At 68.2% G+C, this 18,642-nt stretch carries 19 protein-coding genes; 7 read left to right on the top strand and 12 right to left on the bottom strand.

The genetic code is table 11. From position 1 onward, the window contains the following. Window positions 1–12 precede the first annotated feature (12 nt). Window positions 13–804, bottom strand: coding sequence for an EcsC family protein (locus LZ686_RS16305; RefSeq protein ID WP_045982861.1), 792 nt, complete (start codon window positions 802–804; stop codon window positions 13–15). Further along, on the bottom strand, window positions 764–1,360 hold the full coding sequence (locus tag LZ686_RS16300; protein ID WP_349548449.1) for a GNAT family N-acetyltransferase: 597 nt from the start codon (window positions 1,358–1,360) through the stop codon (window positions 764–766). The genes LZ686_RS16305 and LZ686_RS16300 overlap by 41 nt, the downstream gene beginning before the upstream one ends. A gap of 112 nt (window positions 1,361–1,472) precedes the next feature. Between LZ686_RS16300 and LZ686_RS16295 the strand changes: the two genes are divergently transcribed. Next, the gene (locus LZ686_RS16295; RefSeq protein ID WP_349548448.1) at window positions 1,473–2,075 is read left to right on the top strand and encodes a flavin reductase family protein; all 603 of its coding nucleotides are present in this window, start codon (window positions 1,473–1,475) and stop codon (window positions 2,073–2,075) included. Then, window positions 2,072–2,605, top strand: a complete 534-nt coding sequence (locus tag LZ686_RS16290) for an adenine phosphoribosyltransferase (protein WP_045982859.1) — start codon at window positions 2,072–2,074, stop codon at window positions 2,603–2,605. The genes LZ686_RS16295 and LZ686_RS16290 overlap by 4 nt, the downstream gene beginning before the upstream one ends. Here the strand turns inward: LZ686_RS16290 and LZ686_RS16285 are convergent. From LZ686_RS16285 to coxB, 10 genes are all read right to left on the bottom strand, one after another. Continuing rightward, window positions 2,602–3,999 carry an FAD-binding oxidoreductase gene (locus tag LZ686_RS16285; protein WP_349548447.1) on the bottom strand — a complete coding sequence of 466 codons (1,398 nt, stop codon included), beginning with the start codon at window positions 3,997–3,999 and terminating at the stop codon, window positions 2,602–2,604. The genes LZ686_RS16290 and LZ686_RS16285 overlap by 4 nt on opposite strands. Further along, a complete protein-coding gene (locus LZ686_RS16280; protein ID WP_252926590.1) occupies window positions 3,999–4,580 on the bottom strand; it encodes a GNAT family N-acetyltransferase in 582 nt (193 codons plus the stop codon). Before LZ686_RS16280 ends, LZ686_RS16285 begins: the two co-directional genes overlap by 1 nt. Beyond that, entirely contained in the window at window positions 4,580–5,854 is a 1,275-nt protein-coding gene (locus LZ686_RS16275) for a M16 family metallopeptidase (protein ID WP_084693890.1), read from the bottom strand. The genes LZ686_RS16280 and LZ686_RS16275 overlap by 1 nt, the downstream gene beginning before the upstream one ends. Beyond that, entirely contained in the window at window positions 5,851–7,227 is a 1,377-nt protein-coding gene (gene thrC, locus LZ686_RS16270; protein WP_349548446.1) for a threonine synthase, read from the bottom strand. The genes LZ686_RS16275 and thrC overlap by 4 nt, the downstream gene beginning before the upstream one ends. Window positions 7,228–7,237: 10 nt before the next feature. Beyond that, window positions 7,238–7,909 (bottom strand): SURF1 family protein, encoded by a 672-nt coding sequence (locus tag LZ686_RS16265; RefSeq protein ID WP_349548445.1) that lies wholly within the window; start codon window positions 7,907–7,909, stop codon window positions 7,238–7,240. Window positions 7,910–7,988: 79 nt separating this feature from the next. Next, window positions 7,989–8,816 (bottom strand): cytochrome c oxidase subunit 3, encoded by an 828-nt coding sequence (locus LZ686_RS16260; RefSeq protein ID WP_045982855.1) that lies wholly within the window; start codon window positions 8,814–8,816, stop codon window positions 7,989–7,991. 34 nt (window positions 8,817–8,850) lie between these two features. Continuing rightward, the gene (locus LZ686_RS16255; protein ID WP_045982854.1) at window positions 8,851–9,423 is read right to left on the bottom strand and encodes a cytochrome c oxidase assembly protein; all 573 of its coding nucleotides are present in this window, start codon (window positions 9,421–9,423) and stop codon (window positions 8,851–8,853) included. Next, a complete protein-coding gene (locus LZ686_RS16250) occupies window positions 9,420–9,650 on the bottom strand; it encodes a cytochrome c oxidase system small membrane protein (protein WP_046001387.1) in 231 nt (76 codons plus the stop codon). The genes LZ686_RS16255 and LZ686_RS16250 overlap by 4 nt, the downstream gene beginning before the upstream one ends. Continuing rightward, entirely contained in the window at window positions 9,650–10,567 is a 918-nt protein-coding gene (gene cyoE / locus LZ686_RS16245) for a heme o synthase (protein ID WP_046001386.1), read from the bottom strand. Before cyoE ends, LZ686_RS16250 begins: the two co-directional genes overlap by 1 nt. A 68-nt stretch (window positions 10,568–10,635) precedes the next feature. Continuing rightward, window positions 10,636–11,541, bottom strand: a complete 906-nt coding sequence (gene coxB / locus LZ686_RS16240) for a cytochrome c oxidase subunit II (protein WP_084693889.1) — start codon at window positions 11,539–11,541, stop codon at window positions 10,636–10,638. Window positions 11,542–11,749: 208 nt separating this feature from the next. On the opposite strand from coxB, the gene tldD reads away from it, so the two are divergent. From tldD to LZ686_RS16215, 5 genes are all read left to right on the top strand, one after another. Continuing rightward, window positions 11,750–13,171 carry a metalloprotease TldD gene (gene tldD, locus LZ686_RS16235; RefSeq protein WP_148911370.1) on the top strand — a complete coding sequence of 474 codons (1,422 nt, stop codon included), beginning with the start codon at window positions 11,750–11,752 and terminating at the stop codon, window positions 13,169–13,171. A gap of 67 nt (window positions 13,172–13,238) precedes the next feature. Beyond that, on the top strand, window positions 13,239–14,375 hold the full coding sequence (gene dprA, locus LZ686_RS16230) for a DNA-processing protein DprA (RefSeq protein ID WP_349548444.1): 1,137 nt from the start codon (window positions 13,239–13,241) through the stop codon (window positions 14,373–14,375). A gap of 94 nt (window positions 14,376–14,469) precedes the next feature. After that, window positions 14,470–17,187, top strand: a complete 2,718-nt coding sequence (topA, locus tag LZ686_RS16225) for a type I DNA topoisomerase (protein WP_349548443.1) — start codon at window positions 14,470–14,472, stop codon at window positions 17,185–17,187. A gap of 99 nt (window positions 17,188–17,286) precedes the next feature. Then, entirely contained in the window at window positions 17,287–17,991 is a 705-nt protein-coding gene (locus LZ686_RS16220; RefSeq protein ID WP_194886277.1) for a CoA transferase subunit A, read from the top strand. After that, on the top strand, window positions 17,991–18,629 hold the full coding sequence (locus LZ686_RS16215) for a 3-oxoacid CoA-transferase subunit B (RefSeq protein ID WP_046001381.1): 639 nt from the start codon (window positions 17,991–17,993) through the stop codon (window positions 18,627–18,629). The genes LZ686_RS16220 and LZ686_RS16215 overlap by 1 nt, the downstream gene beginning before the upstream one ends. The last annotated feature ends 13 nt before the right edge of the window (window positions 18,630–18,642 follow it).

Below are 18,642 nucleotides of genomic sequence, written 5' to 3'. Positions count from 1 at the left end.
GCCCCCCCGCGGTCAGCGCGATGATCGGTCGGGGGGCGTCTGGCGCTGGATGGACAGGCGCAGCGCTTCGGTCAGGGCCTCCTGCGGAATGCCGGTTTCATGGGACAGGCGCATGACGCCGAAATGGACGCGGGCCAGTTCCTGATAGTAGCGGGCAAAGGTATAGTTGATGGACGCGCCGACCACCGCGCCGAAAACCGGCGCCGCCTGCGCCGCCATCTTCTGCCCAAGCGAGACGGACAGGCGCGGGGCGACCTTGCTGACCATGCTCTGCACCGTCTGGCCGGTCACCGACAAGCGTGCCGCAAGCATGCCCAGGTCGGTCTGATCGTCATCGGCCATCGGACCCGCGGCGGCGAAGATGCGCAGGCATTCCAAGCGCACTTCTTCGCTTTCGGGATCAAGGCCGTGTTCGGCGGCGATGTCCAGCATGGCGCGCAGCAGCAGCGTGACCGTGAACGGCAGTTCGACCAGCGCGCCCGCGAAACCGCCGACCCCGCCCGCCGCACCGCTAACGGTCGAGGCCATGCGGTTGAACCAATCGCCCCGGTCCCGCACCACCTTGCGCGACTGGCTGGCGGCACCAAACGCCCGCGTCAGCGCGGCCCGCGTGACGCTGTCGAGCCGCGACCGCACGAAGCCCGGCAGACGTTCGATCAGCCCTTCGGCGCCGTTACCGATGCGGGACATGATCTGCATGCCCAGACCTCCGGCCTCCAGATAGCGCAACGCCAGACGATCGATCTGGGCGTGCAGCGCCGGATCAGTGATGGGGGGAAGGACGAGAGGTTTCGGTTCTGTCATCAGCGGGCCTTTTCGGAGGGTCGACCTGGGTGCAAGCCGTGGGGTCCGGCGCGGGCGGGTCTGCGGGGGGCCGGGTCTCTCGCTGGACGGGGCCTGCCACGTTAACCCATGCATCCGGCCGAAGTTCCAGCCCAAGCACCCGGTCGGGGTTCGTGGGCGGCGGCATCACCACATCGTCAAGGCGCTGAAAGCCGAAACGGCTGTAATAGGGCGCGTCGCCCACCAGCAGGACCCGGTCGAACCCCATCCGGCGCGCGCGCGTCAGGCTGTCGCGCATCAGTAGCCCGCCCAGACCCTCTCCCTGCGCGGTGGGGTGCACGGCGATGGGCCCCAGCAGCAGCACGGGCCGGTCGTCCACGCGCACCGGCCAGAACCGGATCGCGGCCATCAGCGTGCCGCCCGGATCGCGCAGCACAAGGCACAGTTCGGCCACCCGCGGCACCCCGTCGCGCAGGCGATAGGACGACAGCGCAGTGCGACCCGGCGCAAAGCACAGATCGTACAGGCCCTCGACCTCGGGTTCGTCGGCGGGCGTCTCGGGGCAGATCTCGTACATCGCGCCTCCTTGCTGTCGGGCGGGCGTTTAGCACGGGCGCAAGGCGGGCGAAACATTGCGTCGCGCGAAAAAGCGGGGCAGGTTGGCGCCCGAACCCACAAGGAGGCCGCCCATGTTCTATCGCCCCGAAGCCGGACACGGCCTGCCGCACAATCCCTTCAACGCGATCATCGCCCCCCGCCCGATCGGCTGGATCTCGACCCGCGGGTCGCAGGGCGACAACCTGGCGCCCTACTCCTTCTTCAACGCCGTGGCCTATGTCCCGCCGCAGGTGATGTTCGCCTCTACCGGTGCCAAGGGCGACCGACCCGGCACCAAGGACAGCGTGGCCCAGATCATCGAGACCGGCGTCTTCTGCGTGAACATCGCCACGGGCGATCTGCGCGACGCGGTCAACGCGACCTCGGCCTCCCTTCCCGCCGGGACCAGCGAATTCGCCGCAGCCGGGATCGAGGCCGCCGATTGCACCACCATCGACTGTCCGCGCGTGGCGGGCGCCGCGGCGGCGCTGGAATGCCGCATGACCCAGATCGTGCCGCTGGCCGGTCAGGCGAACTTCGCCGTCTTCGGCGTGGTGACGGGCATCCACATGCGCGACGATTGCGTCGTGGACGGGCGGTTCGATCCGCGTGCCGCGGGGGGCTGGATTGCGCGCCTCGGCTACAAGGACTATGCCGCGGTGACCGATCTTTTCGAAATGGACCGCCCTGCATGAGCCGCACCGTCAAGGACTATGTCCGCTCCATCCATGATTTCCCGCATGAGGGGATCATCTTCCGCGACGTGACCACGCTGTTCGCGGATGCACGCGGATTCCGTATGGCGGTGGACCAGATCCTGCACGCCTATGCCGGGACCCGTATCGACAAGGTCGTGGGGCTGGAGGCGCGCGGCTTCATCCTGGGCGGCGCGGTGGCGCATCAGCTGTCGACCGGCTTCGTGCCGATCCGAAAGAAGGGCAAGCTGCCCGGCACCGTCATCTCCGAGGCCTATCAGCTGGAATATGGCGAGGCGATCATGGAGATCCATGACGACGCGCTGAAGCCCGGCGAAAAGGTCCTGATCGTGGACGACCTGCTGGCCACCGGCGGGACGGCGGCGGCGGCGATCACGCTGTGCCGTCGTCTTGGCGCCGAGGTCATCGGCTGCGCCTTCGTTATCGACCTGCCCGAACTGGGCGGGCGCAAGGTGCTGGAGGGCATGGACATGCCGGTCCACGCACTCTGCGACTTCGAAGGTGCCTAGGCCAGCACCGCGCCGGGGTTCATGATGCCAAGGGGGTCCAGCGCCCCCTTGATCGCCCGCATCGCCGCCAGCCGCGCCGGATCGCCCCACCGCGCCAGATCGGCGGCCTTGAGCCGCCCCACGCCATGTTCGGCCGAGAACGACCCGCCACGCGCCACGACCATTTCGTGCAGCCTGCGCGAAAGGTCGCGGCGGATGGTTTCGTAGTCGTCGCGGGTTCGGCCCGCCGCCGGAAACAGGTTGTAATGCAGGTTGCCGTCGCCCAGATGGCCGAAGCAGTTGACGCGCATGTCCCCCTGCCCCGCCAGCCAGGCCCCGGCATCGTCGATGAAGCGGGCGACCTCGGACAGAGGCAGGCTGATGTCATGGCTGGCGATGGCGCCGATGTGCCGGTTGGCCAGCGGGATATGCTCGCGCAGTGCCCACAGGTCCGCGCCCTGCTGGCCCGATTGCGCGATGACGCCGTCATGGACCAGACCGGCCTCGGTCCCCGCGGTGAACAGCCCCTCCAGCGCCGCGTCGGCCGACAGGCCCGCGGGCAGGCCGACCTCGATCAGAACCAGCCAGTCGGGCCGCGTGTCGAACGGCTGGCGCATGTCAGGAAAGGCCGCGTCCAGGAAATGAAGGCTCTGGCCCGAGATCAGTTCGAAGGCCGTTGCGCCGCCCGCCATGCGGGCCTGCGCCAGTGACAGCAGCGACAGGGCGGTGGCGGGGCTGTCCACCACCAGCATCGCGACCCCGGTCTCTGCAGGCACTGGGGCCAGGATCAGCGACGCGGCGGTGATGATGCCCAACGTCCCCTCGGCCCCGATCAGCAGGTCGCGCAGATTGTATCCGGTATTGTCCTTCCGCAGGCGCTTCAGGTCGTGCATCACCGACCCGTCGGGCAGCACTGCCTCCAGCCCCAGGCACAGCGCGCGGGCGTTGCCGTATCGCAGGACGTTCACGCCCCCCGCATTGGTCGACAGCACGCCACCGATCTGGGCCGAGCCCTGCGAGGCCAGCGACAGCGGGAACTGCCGCCCCACGCCCGCCGCTGCCTGCCGCGCCGCCTGCAGCGTCACGCCCGATTCGGCGATCATCACCCCTTCCTCGGCAAAGGTGTCGCGAATCGCTGTCATCCGCTCCATCGACAGGATCAGGGGCGCGGGGCCGTCCGTCATCACCTGCCCCCCGACCAGCCCGGTGCCCCCACCGCGCGGCACCACCGGGACGCGCGCCGCGGCACAGGCGCGGATGATCGCGGCGCATTCCTGCGTGTCTCGGGGCGCGGCGACCAAGCCCGCCTGCCCGTGATACCGGCCCCGTGGTTCCTCGGTATAGGCGGGGGACGGGTCGCGCAGCACGCCCGCGGGCAGGGCCGCGGCCAGGGTCTTGTCGGCGGGGATCAGCATCAGCGCACCTCGGTCTTTCCGCGCCGGTCGCTGCGCAGGTTGGCGTAGAGCACATGGTTGCGCCAGCGACCGTCGATCTGCAGATAGCTCTGGGCCACGCCCTCGTACTTGAAGCCCGACCGTTCCAGCACGCCCCGCGATGCGGCATTCTCGGGCAGGCAGGCGGCCTCGATCCGGCTCAGGTCCAACGCGGTGAAGGCGTGATGCACCAGCGCCCCGATCGCCTCGCGCATATAGCCATGTCGGGCATGCTCCTGCCCGATCCAGTATCCGATGGTGCCCGACTGCGCGGGGCCGCGGCGGATGTTGTCCAGCGTGATCGCGCCCAGCAACGTGCCGTCGCGATGGACCAGGAACAGCGGATAGGCCGTCCCCGCCCGGGCAGAGCGGGCCGCCCAATAGACGCGGTTGGTAAAGCTCTTGCGTGACAGATGGTCGGGGGACCAGACCGGCTCCCACGGGGTCAGAAAGGCGCGGCTGTCATTGCGCAGCGTCCGCCACGCGCTGAAATCGGAATGCAATGGCAGGCGCAGCGCGATGCGTTCGGTATCCAGCCGAAAGGCACGGCGCCGCGCCAGGATCATGCGGCCAGCCGTTCAGCCAGGGCCTCGCGCGACGGCGCACCGTCCACCGGACCATAAAGCGCCAGCGCCGGGCGGGCATTGGCCAGCAGCGCCTCGGCATGCGCGCGCACGTCCGCGGCGGTGACCGCGGCGATGCGTTCGGCAACCTCGGCCGGGTCCGGGACGCGGCCCCAGATCGCCAGGCTGCGCGCCATGCGTTCGGCCTGGCCCGACGGGCTTTCCAGCCCCATCAACAGTCCCGCCCGCAGCTGCGCCTTGGCGCGGGCGATCTCGGCCTCGGACATGTCGTCGGCCGCACGACGGACCTCGTCGATGGTCAGGGTCGCCAGATCGCCCAGATCCTCGGCGCCGGTACCGGCATAAATGGTCAGCATGCCCGTGTCATCATGGAAACCCGACTGCGCGAAGATCGTATAGCACAGCCCGCGCTCCTCGCGGATCTTCTGGAACAGCCGCGACGACATCCCCCCGCCAAGCGCCGAGGAGAAGATCTGGGCGGCATAGAAATCGGGCGCCAGGTAACCCGGCCCCTCCAGCGCCAGCGCGAAATGCGCCTGCTCCAGCGGCTTGACGGTCCGGCTCTCCAGCCCCTGCCAGCGGGCCTGTTCGCGCGGACCCTGAGGACGCGGCACGATATGGCCCAGCACCTTTTCGGCCAACCGCACGATGCGGTCGTGATCGACCGATCCCGCGGCGGCCACGACCATCTGGCCGGGGCCGTAATTCTCGGTCACGAAACCGGCCAGATCGGCGCGGCCAAAGCTGCTGACGCGTTCAGCGGGGCCCAGGATGGTGCGGCCCATCGGCTGGTCCGGATAGGCGGCCTCCTGAAGCCAGTCGAAGATGATATCGTCGGGCGTGTCCAGCGACTGCCCGATCTCCTGCAGGATCACGCCGCGCTCGACCTCGATCTCGCGTTCGTCGAAGACGGGGTTCAGGACGATATCGCTGATCACGTCGAAGGCCAGATCGACGTCATCCTCCAGCACGCGGACGTAATAGGCCGTCGCATCGCGCGAGGTATAGGCGTTGATATACCCGCCCACATCCTCGATCGCCTCGGCGATCTGCAGCGCGCTGCGGGTCGCGGTGCCCTTGAAGGCCATGTGCTCCAGGAAATGTGCGATGCCGTTCTGGTCGGCGCGTTCATTGCGCCCGCCCGCGCTGACCCAGATGCCCAGGGCCGCCGAATGCAGGCCGGGCATCTGCCGGGTCACGATGCGCAGCCCGTTGGGCAGCGTTGTCAGGCGCGGGGTGGGGTCTTGGCTCACGCGGTCCTCCGTTCAAGGATCAGGGACTTAAGCGCGTCCACGTCGTTTTCAACCCGGGTCAGGCGCTCGGGCAGGTCGAACAGGTCCGCCATATGCGGCGGCAGGCCGGGGCGGACCCCGATGGCGCGTTCCACCGCGTCGGGGAACTTGGCCGGATGCGCGGTGGCCAGCGTGACCATCGGCACGCCAGGCTCCAGATGGCGCTCGGCCACGGCGACGCCCACGGCGCTGTGCGGGCAGAGGATCTCTCCGGCCCGCTCGCGCATGGCGCGAATCGTGTCCAGCGTCTCCTCCTCGGACACGCGGCCCGAGACATATTGCTCGCGCAGGGTCTCCAGCGCGCCCTGGCTGATCGCGAAGCCGCCCTGTTTCAGCTCCTCCATCAGCTGCCGGATCGCGCCCGCGTCCTGGCCGTAGGCCAGATACAGCGCGCGTTCGAAGTTGGAGCTGACCTGGATGTCCATCGACGGGCTGATCGAGGGCTCGACCTCGCCCATGCGGTATTCGCCGCTGGTCAGCGCGCGGTGCAGGATGTCGTTCTGGTTCGTGGCGACGATCAGGCGGCGGATCGGCAGGCCCATCTGGCGCGCGATGGAGCCCGCGAAGATGTCGCCGAAATTGCCTGTCGGCACGCAGAAATCGGTGGGCCGCATGCCAAGCGACGCGGTCGCGGTGAAGTAATAGACGATCTGCGCCACGACGCGGGCCCAGTTGATGCTGTTCACGCCCGCAAGCCCCACCCCGTCGCGGAAGGCATGGTCGTTGAACAGGTCCTTGAGCCGCGCCTGGCAGTCGTCGAAATGCCCGGTCACGGCCAGCGCATGGACGTTGGCGGCGGGGGGCGTGGTCATCTGGCGGCGCTGGACCTCGGATACGCGGCCATGCGGATACATGATGAACACGTCCACGTTGTCGATGCCGCGGAAGGCCTCGATCGCGGCCGATCCGGTGTCGCCGGAGGTGGCGCCCACGATGGTGATCCGCTGGCCCGAACGCGTCAGGGCGATCTGGAACAGCTGCGCGATCAATTGCATCGCGAAATCCTTGAAGGCCAGCGTGGGCCCGTGGAACAGCTCCAGCAGGTGATGGCCGGGGGCCAGCTGGACCAGCGGCGCGCGGGCATCGTGGCTGATGCGCGCATAGGCGCGGTCGATGGCGCCGCGCAGTTCATCATCGCTGAAGCTGTCGCCGGTGAAGGGGCGCACCACGCGGAAGGCGACCTCCTCGTATGACAGGCCGTCCAGCTGCTCCAGCCCCTCGAAGGCCGGGATCGTCTCGGGCAGGTACAGGCCCCCGTCGCGCGCCAGCCCCGACAGCATGGCCTGTTCGAAATTCAGCACCGGGGCCTGGCCCCGCGTCGAGACGTAACGCATCGGAAATCCTTCAGTAGCTGCGCTGCCTGATACGCCAGATCAGCGCCAGTGTCATCACCGCCCAGGTGGCCGCGATCAGGAACCACTGCACCGCATAGGACAGGTGGTTGTTGGGAATCCCCTCGATGGCCACCGGCAGGGGACGGGCGCCCTGATTGTCGCCCTCGACGGCGCTGGCCACGACCAGCACGGGCAACGTGTCCAAGGTCAAGGCCATCGCGTCCACGTCGCGGGCGAACCAGATGTTCTCGTCCATGTTCGGCGCCGGGGTCGAGCTGCTGGCATCCTGCGGCCAGTGCAGGTTTCCCGTCACCTGCAAGCGGACGGGGGGCCGGTCGATGCGACGCGCCTCCTGCGGGACGAAGCCCCGGTCCAGCAGGATCGCGCGCCCGTCATCGGTGACGAAGCGCGACACGATCTGATAGCCGGCGCCCTGTTCGCGGGTGTGGGACAGCACGTCGATCTCGGCCCCGGTGGTGGTGCCGCTGACCGCCACCGGCAGGTATTTCATCGACGGGTCGATCGCGTCCGGCAAGGGCACGGGGTCGGCCTGAATGCCCGCGGTGATGTCTGCCAGCATGTCCTCCTTCCAGGCGCGGCGGTCCAGCTGCCACAGCCCCAGGTAGATCAGGACGGCACAGCCGACGACGCCGAGGATCAGGGGAAACAGATAGCGGCGCATGCGGCGCTCCGGGGGGCAAGGTCAACGAAAAACGCGCGGGACGATCGCCCCGCGCGCCTTGAACGGTCACCGTCGGGGATCAGCTGCCCCAGACATAGATGACGGCGAACAGCACCAGCCAGATCACGTCGACGAAGTGCCAGTACCAGGCGGCGGCCTCGAACCCCAGATGCTGGTCCTTGGTCATCTGGCCCTTCTGGAAGCGCAGCAGGCAGACGGCCAGGAAGATCGTCCCGATGATCACGTGCAGGCCGTGGAAACCCGTCGCGATGTAGAAGGCCGCCGCATAGGCCGTGTCGGCCAGACCGAAGGCCGCGTGGCTGTATTCGTAGGCCTGCAGGCCGGTGAAGACCAGGCCCAGGACCACGGCGATCGCCAGGCCGTTGATGGTGGTGCGGCGGTCACCCTCATGCGCCCAGGCATGGTGCGCCCAAGTCACGGCCACGCCCGACAGAAGCAGGATCAGCGTGTTGATGAACGGCAGGTGCCAGGGGTCGAAGGTCTCGATGCCCTGCGGCGGCCAGACGCCGTCGGTGATGGGGCTGTTCTCGCCCATCGGGTACATCGCGTGCTTGATGAAGTTCCAGAACAGCGACACGAACAGCATCGCCTCGGACATCACGAACAGGATGAAGCCGTATTGCAGGCCGATGCGGACCACCGGGGTGTGGTCGCCCTGCTCGGCCTCGCGCACCATGTCGGCCCACCAGGCGAAGGCCACGTAGAAGGTGCCGACAAGGCCGATCGCGAACATCCAGGGGCCGGTCACCGGCACGCCCATGACGGTCACCTCTCCGGACATCCAGGCCACGGCGCCGAACAGCATGACGAAGACCGCGATCGCGGTCAGGAACGGCCAGACCGAGGCCGGTAGGATGTGATAGTCGTGGTTCTTTGCGTGCGCCATGTCGGATCCCCGTCGGCTCCCTCGTGTATTCGTCTTAGTTGATGGTGTCGGCCGCGCCGCTGTCAAGCGCAGCGCTGCGCGGCTCGGTCCGATGGAAGGTATAGGACAGCGTGATGTCGCGGACATGACCGGCGTCGCGGTCGTCCACCAACTCGGGGTCCACGTAGAAGCTGACCGGCATCTCGACCCGTTCACCCGGCTGCAGCGTCTGCTCGGTGAAGCAGAAGCACTCGACCTTGATGAAGTAATAGCCCGAGACCTCGGGGGCGACGTTGTAGCTGGCCGTTCCGGTCAGCGGCACGTCGGAATTGTTCACGGCCTCGTAGAAGGCCAGTCCGCTTTCGCCGATCTTCAAGTCCATGCGGGCCTGCATCGGGCGGAAGGTCCATTCCAGGTTGGAATCGGTGTTGGCGTCGAACCGGACGCGCACGACCTCGTCCAGGATCTGGTCCGATGCGGTCTCGGACACCTGCGTGGTGCCGCCGAACCCGGTCACCCGGCAGAACCAGTCATAGAAGGGCACGGCGGCCCAGGCCAGCGCGCCCATCGTGACGACGACGCCCAGCAGCATCGCGACGGTGCGGCCCTCGGGGCTCAGACGCTTCATTCGGTCACCTCCTGCACGGGGGCCTGGCCCTGGGCCGGGGCCTGCGGTTCCATCGGGGTCAGCGACACACGCGGCTGGTGATCGAAACCCTCGACCAGGCCGCCCTCCTGGACCTTGACCACCGTCAGGCCAAAGACCAGCGCGACAAAGCCCAGCAGCACGATGCCCAGCCCCACGTTGCGGGACCGGCGGCGGCGGTGGATCTCGTGTTCGGTGCGCAGGGCCATCACCAGCCTCCCATCCAGCTCTGCACCAGCAGGGCCAGGAAATGCAGGAACAGGTAATAGAGCGACAGCTTGAAGACGCGCCGTTCGACCAGATAGCCGTCGGCGATCGCGGCGTCCTCGTCGCGGCGCAGAACCTGCCAGCCGCCGCGGATGAAGGCCGCGTTCAGCACGACCGCGACCGCCATGTAGAGCGGCCCGCCGACCGAGGTCACGCCCAGCCACAGCGCGAAGGGCGCCAGGACCAGCGTATAGGCGAAGATGTGGCGACGCGCGGCGCGGCGACCGTGGGTCACGGTCAGCATCGGGACGCCCGCGTTGTGATAGTCCTCCTTCATGAACAGCGCCAGCGCCCAGAAATGGGGCGGCGTCCAGAAGAAGACCAGAGCGAACATCAGAAGCGATTCGATGCTGATCCCGCCGGTCGCGCAGGCCCATCCGATCATCGGGGGAAAGGCGCCCGCGGCGCCGCCGATGACGATGTTCTGGGGCGTCCAGCGCTTCAGCCAGACCGTATAGACGACGGCATAGAAGAAGATGGTGAAGGCCAGGAACCCGGCCGCGAACCAGTTCGCCACCAGGCCCAGCATCATGACCGAGATGATCGACAGGACCAGCCCCAGGCCCAGGGCCGCGCTGTGCTCGACCCGGCCCGACGGGATGGGGCGGCTTTGCGTGCGGTTCATGATCGCGTCGATGTCGCGGTCGTACCACATGTTCAGCGCGCCCGAGGCGCCGCCGCCCAAAGCGATGAACAGCACCGAACAGAAGGCGATGAAGGGATGCACGTCGACGGGGGCGACGAACAGACCGACAAAGGCGGTGAACACGACCAGCGACATCACACGCGGCTTCAGCAGCGCGACGTAATCGCGGAACTCGCCCTCGGGGGCGGCGTCATATGCGTTGATATCGGTCATCGCGCCTGCAATCTCTGTTCCTTGGCCGTGCCGGCAGGATGCCGCCACGGGCCTGGGTGGGTCCGACCTCAGTCGGCGCGGGCCAGGTCGACCTTGGCCGCGCCGTCCAGGCTGGCGGTCGGTGCGGGTTCGTCGCCCATGGTGCCGCCCTGCTCGGCGACCCAGGCCGCATAGACCTCGGGGCTGACGGCCTTGACGACGATCGGCATGTAGGCGTGGTTGATGCCGCACAGCTCGCTGCACTGGCCGAAATAGGTGCCTTCCTGCTCGACGTTGAACCAGGCCTGGGCGATGCGGCCCGGAACGGCGTCCTGCTTTACGGCAAAGGCCGGGATGGTCCAGGAATGGATCACGTCGCTGGCGGTCACCTGCAGCAGCACGGTCTGGCCGACGGGCACGACCACCGTGGTATCGGTCGCCAGCAGATATTCGTCGGGGGCATAGCCGTTCTCGGCCAGCTCCTCCTCGGGCAGCATCAGCGAATCGAATGCGATGCCGTTGTCGGGATATTCATAGGACCAGTACCACTGGTGGCCGGTGGCCTTGATCACGACATCGGGATTTTCCGGCATCTCCTGGCTGCGGAACAGGATCGGCAGGGAGAAGGCGCCGATGGCCACCAGGATCAGCACCGGGACCAGGGTCCAGCCGATCTCCAGCGGGGTGTTGTGGGTGTATTTCGCGGGCACCGGGTTCGCCTTGGCGTTGAACCGGAAGATCACGAACAGCAGCAGCAGGCAGACGAAGACCGTCACGACCGTGATGATGATCAGCACGAAATGGTCCAGCCATTGCTGATCGCGCGCCAGTTCCGTGGACGCCGGCTGAAAGCCCATGCCCCTTGCGACCGGCTTGCCGATCGTGGGCAGATCGCCCAGCACGTCCTGTGCCATCGCAGTCCCGGCCAACATGCCCGCCGTCGCGAACCCTGTCGCTGCCGCGAATGCACGGCCCATCATCGCTTTTGCCATCATTCCATCCCGTTGCAGTGGCCCGGCCCCAATGACCGCAGGGGCTGCCGGGAGGCTGCCCCTTTTCCTTTCACAGTGACCGTTCTATGACCATATCTCGCCCTTACGGGCAAGACATACCTACAGCATTTCCCCGCCCGAAGGAAACGCGACCCCCTGCCGCGCCCGTCCAAAGGCCCGTCCCCGCCCGCCAACCGCCAGGAGATCCGCCATGACCCGTCCGTCCTTCGACCCGTTCTCGACCGATCTGGACCGGGACGGCGCGCTGCGGATCCTGCGCGATGCCGTGGCCGGCGCCGATGACGGAGAGCTGTTCCTGGAACGCAGCCAGCAGGAATCGCTGGTCTTCGACGATGGCCGGCTGCGCAATTCCAGCTTCATGGCCGGGCGCGGCTTCGGCCTGCGCGCAGTGCTGGGCGAGGTCACGGGCTATGCCCATTCGACCGACATCTCCGAGGCCGCGCTGCGCCGCGCGGCCGAGACCGCGCGCTTGGCCGTGGGCCGCGGCGGCGGAACGGCCGCGATGCGCCCCGCGATGGAGCCGGTGAACCTCTATCCTGCGATCGACCCGGCCGAGGGCATCTCGACCGCCCGCCGCATCGCTCTGCTGCGCGAGATCGACGCCTTTGCCCGTGCGCTGGACCCGCGGGTGGTGCAGGTGACCATCTCCATGGGCAGCAGCCTGCAGGAGATCGCCATCCTGCGCCCCGAGGGCGGACTTGCCACCGACATCCGCCCCATGGCGCGCCTGAACGTCGCGGTGATCGTCGAGAACAACGACCGCCGCGAAAGCGGCAGCGCGGGCGGCGGCGGACGTCACGGGCTGGAACAGCTGATGGCCCCCGACCATTGGCAGGGCCTGGTCCACGAGGCGCTGCGCATCGCCCTGGTCAACCTGCGGTCGGTCCCCGCGCCGGCGGGGGTGATGGACGTCGTGCTGGGGCCGGGCTGGCCCGGCATCCTGCTGCACGAGGCCGTGGGCCACGGGCTGGAGGGTGACTTCAACCGCAAGAAGGCCTCTGCCTTTGCGGGCCTGATGGGCCAGCGCGTCGCGGCCCCCGGCGTGACCGTGGTCGATGACGGCACCATCGCGGGCCGCCGCGGCAGCATCAACATCGACGACGAGGGCACGCCCCCCGCCCGCAACGTGCTGATCGATGACGGCATCCTGACCGGGTACATGCAGGACCGCCAGAACGCGCGGCTGATGGGCGTGGCGCCCACCGGCAACGGCCGGCGCGAAAGCTTCGCGAATGTTCCGATGCCGCGAATGACCAACACCTTCATGCCGGGCGGCGACGCGGACCCCGCGGCGATCCTGGCCGACCTGCGCGACGGCATCTATGCGGTGGGTTTCGGCGGCGGCCAGGTGGACATCACCAACGGCAAGTTCGTCTTCAGCTGCACCGAGGCCTATCGCGTCAGGAACGGTGTCGTCGGCGACCCGATTCGCGGCGCGACGCTGATCGGCGACGGGGCGACCGCGCTGCAGCAGGTGCGCGCCATCGGAAACGACATGGCGCTGGACCCCGGCATCGGCAATTGCGGCAAGCAGGGGCAATGGGTGCCCGTCGGCGTGGGCCAGCCCACGCTGATGATCGGCGGCCTGACGGTCGGCGGCTCGGCCGCCTGAGGGCGCGCGCTAACCGATTGTTAACCACCACGGGGCTATCCTGGGGCTGTCCTGCAGAAGGTGCCCCATGACCATCGGCCTTGCCCCTGCCCGTTTCGGCCTCCCCGTCTCGGCCGTCGACGACGACCTGTCCGTGCTGCGGCTGATCCGGTCGCGCCGCGTGGGCCCCACCACGTTCCACCGCCTGATCGCCGAACATGGCAGCGCCCGCGCCGCGCTGGAGGCGCTGCCCGGGATCGCCGCCCAGTCCGGCATTGCCGACTATGCCGTCTGCCCCGAAGGCGTCGCCGCGGCCGAACTGGCCGCCGGTCGGCGGGCGGGCGCGCGCCTGATCCGCCATGACAGCGCCGATTATCCCGACAGCCTGCGCCAGATCGACGGCGCCCCCGCGATCCTGTGGGTCCGGGGCGATCCGGCCTGGCTGTCGCGCGACGTGATGGCGGTGATCGGGGCGCGCAACGCATCGTCCCTGGGGCTGCGCATGGCGCGCGGCATGGCCGCCGGGCTGGGAGAGGCCGGGTTCACCGTGGCCGCCGGGCTGGCGCGCGGCGTCGATACCGCCGCCCATGCCGCGGCCCTGCCCACCGGGACCATCGCCGTGATGGCCGGGGGCGTCGACGTCATCTATCCGGCCGAAAATGCCGATCTGGCCGCGCGGATCGCCGAATGCGGCGTGCTGGTGTCCGAACAGCCGCCCGGCACGGAACCGGCGGCGCGACATTTCCCGACCCGCAACCGCATCGTGTCAGGCCTGTCACAGGGCGTCGTGGTGATCGAGGCCGCGCAACGGTCCGGCACCCTGATCACCGCCCGGAACGCGCTGGACCAGGGACGAGAGGTCATGGCCGTGCCCGGACATCCGATGGATGCACGGGCGGCGGGCTGCAACGCGCTGATCCGCGACGGGGCGACGCTGGTGCGCAGCGCCGCGGATGTGGCCGACGCGCTGGCGCAGACCCGGCCCCTGCCCGCGCCCGTCGTCATGGCCGCGCCCGACCCCCTGCCGCCGCCAGCGCGTGACCAGGGCGGTCCGATCCAGCTGGAAAGCCGCATCCTGCAGCGCCTGTCCCCCTCTCCGACCGAGGAGAACGACCTGATCCGCGACCTGGGCGTGCCGGCGGCGACGGCCAGTGCGGTGATCCTGTCGCTGGAACTGCAGGGCCGCGTCACGCGACTGGCCGGGGGGCGTCTGGCGCTGTCCTGACCCCCCGTCTTGCGGTCTTGTGCTGTCACCCCCCGTTGACACTGCCCCGCCCGGCACCCATCTTGCCGCCCCATTGCAGTTGTCCGAGGTCATCATGCCCGTCGTCGTCGTCGAATCCCCGGCCAAGGCCAAGACCATCGAGAAATACCTGGGTTCCGACTATCGGGTTCTGGCCAGCTTCGGCCATGTCCGCGACCTGCCGCCCAAGGACGGCAGCGTCGACACCGACCATGATTTCGACATGAAATGGGAGGTCGCGGCCGACAGCCGCAAGCACCTCAAGGCGATCAAGGATGCGCTGAAGGACGACCAGACGCTGATTCTGGCCACCGACCCCGACCGCGAGGGCGAGGCGATCAGCTGGCACCTGCTGGAGGCGCTGGCCCCGGCCCTGAAGAAGGGCAGCGCGGTCAGCCGCGTGACCTTCAACGCCATCACCAAGACCGCCGTGACCGAGGCGATGGCCAAGCCGCGCCAGATCGACCAGCCGCTGGTCGACGCCTATCTGGCGCGCCGCGCGCTGGATTATCTGGTGGGGTTCAAGCTGTCGCCGGTCCTGTGGCGCAAGCTGCCGGGCGCAAAGTCGGCGGGCCGCGTCCAGTCCGTCTGCCTGCGCCTGATCGTCGACCGCGAGATGGAGATCGAGGCCTTCAAGGCGCGCGAGTACTGGTCCGTCCATGCCCGCCTGGCGACCCCGGGCGGCGACGAATACGACGCCACGCTGGTGTCGCTGGCCGGCAAGAAGCTGGACCGGTTCGACCTGGCCGCCGCCGATCAGGCCGCGATGGCGCTGAGCGCGGTGGCAAGCCGCGACCTGAAGGTCGCGTCGGTCGCAGCCAAGCCCGCCAGCCGCAACCCTTGGCCGCCCTTCATGACCTCGACCCTGCAGCAGGAGGCGAGCCGCAAGATGGGCATGGGCGCCAAGGCCTGCATGTCGGCGGCGCAGCGCCTGTACGAGGCCGGGCTGATCACCTACATGCGGACCGACGGCATCGACATGGCCCCCGAGGCCGTGATGGCCGCCCGCGACGCGATCAAGGCCAAGTTCGGCGACAAGTACCTGCCGAAATCGCCGCGCATGTACAAGAACAAGGCCAAGAACGCGCAGGAAGCGCATGAGTGCATCCGGCCGACCGACATGATGCTGTCGCCGGACAAGCTGAAGATCACCGCCGACGATCAGCGCAAGCTGTACGACCTGATCTGGAAGCGGACCATCGCCAGCCAGATGGAGGCCGCCCGGATGGAGCGGACCACGGTCGAGATCGCCAGCCCCGACGACCAGGTCGGCCTGCGCGCCACCGGCCAGGTGATGCTGTTCGACGGCTTCCTGCGCGTCTATGACCAGGGTCGCGACGACGACGACGGAGAGGACAGCGCCCGCCTGCCTGCGATCACGGAGGGCGAGGCCGCGCGTCTGGTCGCCGACGCGTTCGACGACGAACTGGCCAAGGCCCGCGAGAAGGGCGGCGACGCGGTCGCGGCCCCCGCGGGGCTGAAGGCCGGGCCGGGCCTCTTGGTCAGCGACAAGGCCCAGGCCGCAGCGCGCCAGCATTTCACCCAGCCCCCGCCGCGCTATACCGAGGCCACGCTGGTCAAGCGGATGGAGGAGCTGGGCATCGGACGCCCATCGACCTATGCAAGCATCGTCACCACGATCCAGGACCGCGAATATGTCCGCAAGGACAAGAACCGCCTGATCGCCGAGGACAAGGGCCGGTTGGTGACGATCTTCCTGCTGAAGTATTTCCCGCGTTACGTCAGCTATGACTTCACCGCCGATCTGGAGAACGAGCTGGACGAGATCAGCGCTGGCGACCGCCTGTGGCGCGAGGTTCTGAGCCGCTTCTGGAAGGACTTCTCCAAAGCTCTGGAAGGCACGTCCGAGCTGCGCATCACCGAGGTTCTGGAGGCGATCGACGACGCTCTGGCCCCGCATCTCTATCCGCCGCGGGCGGATGGGGGCGATCCGCGCGAATGCCCACTGTGCGGTCAGGGCCGCCTGAACCTCAAGACCGCGCGGTCGGGCGGGGCCTTCATCGGCTGCACCAACTATCCGGAATGCCGCTATACCCGCCCCCTGTCCGCCCCGGACGGAGAGGCGCCCATCGGCGACCGCGTGCTTGGAGAGGATGCGGGCGATCAGATCAGCCTCAAGACTGGGCGGTTCGGCCCCTATGTCCAGCGCGGCGAGGCGACCGAGGAGGCCCCCAAGCCCCCCCGCGCGTCGATCCCGAAGGGATGGGAGGTCGCGACACTGGACGTGGACCAGGCCGTGCAGCTGCTGGCCCTGCCCCGCCCCGTCGGTCCCCACCCCGAGGACGGGGTGCTGATCGAGGCCGGGATCGGCCGCTTTGGCCCCTATGTGAAGCACGGGTCGAAATACGCCAATATCGCCGATGTCGACGAGGTCTTCACCATCGGCATGAACCGCGCGGTCGAGGTGCTGGCCGCCAAGCAGACCCGCGGCCGCGCCGCAGCGGCCGCACCGCTGCGCGAGCTGGGAGAGCATCCGGACGGTGGTCCGATCCAGATCCTGGGCGGCAAGTACGGCCCCTATGTCAAATGGGCCAAGGTCAACGCGACCCTGCCCCGCGATGTCACCCCCGAGGATCTGACCGTCGAACAGGCGCTGGAGCTGATCGCGGCCAAGGCTGCGAAATCGCCGTCCAAGGCCAAGAAACCGGCCGCCAAGAAGGCTGCGCCCAAGGCAGCCGCCAAGAAGCCCGCCGCCAAGAAACCGGCGGCAAAGAAGCCCGCGGCCAAGAAGCCTGCCGCGAAAAAGGCCGCGGCCAAGCCCGAGGCCGAGTAGGACCGGGTGGCGGCGCTAACACGCCGCCCCCGCGATTGACACTTGCGCCAGCGCACGCAACAACTTGGGCCGATAACGGGATCAAGGACGGGAGGACCGATGAAAAAGGTCTATGCCACTGCGGGCGAGGCTCTGGACGGGCTTTTGCATGACGGGATGTTCATCGCGGCAGGGGGGTTCGGCCTGTGCGGCATCCCCGAGCTGCTGATCGACGCCCTGGTCGAATCCAAGGTCAAGGATCTGACCATCGCCAGCAACAATTGCGGCGTGGACGGGTTCGGCCTTGGCAAGCTGCTGGACACGCGTCAGATCAAGAAGATGATCAGCAGCTATGTCGGCGAGAACGCCGAGTTCATGCGCCAGTACCTGTCCGGAGAGCTTGAACTGGAGTTCAACCCGCAGGGCACCCTGGCCGAACGCATGCGTGCGGGCGGCGCCGGCATCCCGGGCTTCTATACCAAGACCGGCGTCGGCACCGTCATCGCCGAGGGCAAGGAGGTCAAGAATTTCGACGGCCAGGACTACATCCTGGAACGCGGGATCGTGGCCGACCTGTCCATCGTCAAGGCCTGGAAGGCCGACGACACCGGCAACCTGGTGTTCCGCAAGACCGCGCGCAACTTCAACCCGCCCGCCGCGATGTGCGGCCGCGTCTGCGTCGCCGAGGTCGAGGAGATCGTCCCGCGCGGCAGCCTGGACCCCGACCTGATCCACCTGCCCGGCATCTATGTCCACCGGATCATCCAGGGGTCGCACGAAAAGCGCATCGAACAGCGCACCACCCGCAAGAAGGAGGCCGTGTGATGACCGAGGCAGCAAAAGGCTGGGACCGCAACCAGATGGCCGCCCGCGCGGCCGAGGAGCTGGAAGACGGCTGGTACGTCAATCTGGGGATCGGCATCCCGACCCTGGTCGCGAACTATGTCGGCGACAAGGACATCACGCTCCAGTCCGAGAACGGAATGCTGGGCATGGGCCCCTTTCCGTTCGAGGGCGACGAGGATCCCGACCTGATCAACGCCGGCAAGCAGACCATCACCGAACTGTCGCGCACCAGCTATTTCGACAGCGCCACCAGCTTTGGCATGATCCGCGGCGGCAAGATCGCCGCGGCGATCCTGGGCGCGATGGAGGTCTCGGAGGAGGGCGATCTGGCCAACTGGATGATCCCCGGCAAGCTGGTCAAGGGCATGGGCGGCGCGATGGACCTGGTCGCGGGCGTGGGCCGCGTGATCGTGGTCATGGACCACACCAACAAGGCAGGCGAGTCCAAGGTGCTGAAATCGTGCACCCTGCCGCTGACCGGCAAGGCCGTGGTCGACCGGATCATCACCAACATGGGCGTCCTGGACGTGGTGCCCGGCGGGCTGCGCATCGTCCAGCTGGCCGACGGCATCACCGAGGACGAGATCCGCGCCGCGACTCAGGCCACGCTGGTCTGACCTATTCGCACCG

The organism is Paracoccus sp. NFXS7 (assembly GCF_040148865.1).
GTDB classification, from domain to species: Bacteria; Pseudomonadota; Alphaproteobacteria; order Rhodobacterales; family Rhodobacteraceae; genus Paracoccus; species Paracoccus marcusii.
This window is presented reverse-complemented; position numbering and strand designations above follow the sequence as displayed.

Coding starts and splice junctions, on each gene's coding strand:
- LZ686_RS16265 (WP_349548445.1), bottom strand. CDS start 7,909: ATGCGCCGCTATCTGTTTCCCCTGATCCTCGGCGTCGTCGGCTGTGCC.
- LZ686_RS16260 (WP_045982855.1), bottom strand. CDS start 8,816: ATGGCGCACGCAAAGAACCACGACTATCACATCCTACCGGCCTCGGTC.
- tldD (WP_148911370.1), top strand. CDS start 11,750: ATGACCCGTCCGTCCTTCGACCCGTTCTCGACCGATCTGGACCGGGAC.
- LZ686_RS16215 (WP_046001381.1), top strand. CDS start 17,991: ATGACCGAGGCAGCAAAAGGCTGGGACCGCAACCAGATGGCCGCCCGC.
- LZ686_RS16300 (WP_349548449.1), bottom strand. CDS start 1,360: ATGTACGAGATCTGCCCCGAGACGCCCGCCGACGAACCCGAGGTCGAG.
- LZ686_RS16295 (WP_349548448.1), top strand. CDS start 1,473: ATGTTCTATCGCCCCGAAGCCGGACACGGCCTGCCGCACAATCCCTTC.
- dprA (WP_349548444.1), top strand. CDS start 13,239: ATGACCATCGGCCTTGCCCCTGCCCGTTTCGGCCTCCCCGTCTCGGCC.
- LZ686_RS16220 (WP_194886277.1), top strand. CDS start 17,287: ATGAAAAAGGTCTATGCCACTGCGGGCGAGGCTCTGGACGGGCTTTTG.
- LZ686_RS16285 (WP_349548447.1), bottom strand. CDS start 3,999: ATGCTGATCCCCGCCGACAAGACCCTGGCCGCGGCCCTGCCCGCGGGC.
- LZ686_RS16305 (WP_045982861.1), bottom strand. CDS start 804: ATGACAGAACCGAAACCTCTCGTCCTTCCCCCCATCACTGATCCGGCG.
- LZ686_RS16290 (WP_045982859.1), top strand. CDS start 2,072: ATGAGCCGCACCGTCAAGGACTATGTCCGCTCCATCCATGATTTCCCG.
- LZ686_RS16250 (WP_046001387.1), bottom strand. CDS start 9,650: ATGGCCCTGCGCACCGAACACGAGATCCACCGCCGCCGCCGGTCCCGC.
- thrC (WP_349548446.1), bottom strand. CDS start 7,227: ATGCGTTACGTCTCGACGCGGGGCCAGGCCCCGGTGCTGAATTTCGAA.
- topA (WP_349548443.1), top strand. CDS start 14,470: ATGCCCGTCGTCGTCGTCGAATCCCCGGCCAAGGCCAAGACCATCGAG.
- LZ686_RS16255 (WP_045982854.1), bottom strand. CDS start 9,423: ATGAAGCGTCTGAGCCCCGAGGGCCGCACCGTCGCGATGCTGCTGGGC.
- coxB (WP_084693889.1), bottom strand. CDS start 11,541: ATGATGGCAAAAGCGATGATGGGCCGTGCATTCGCGGCAGCGACAGGG.
- cyoE (WP_046001386.1), bottom strand. CDS start 10,567: ATGACCGATATCAACGCATATGACGCCGCCCCCGAGGGCGAGTTCCGC.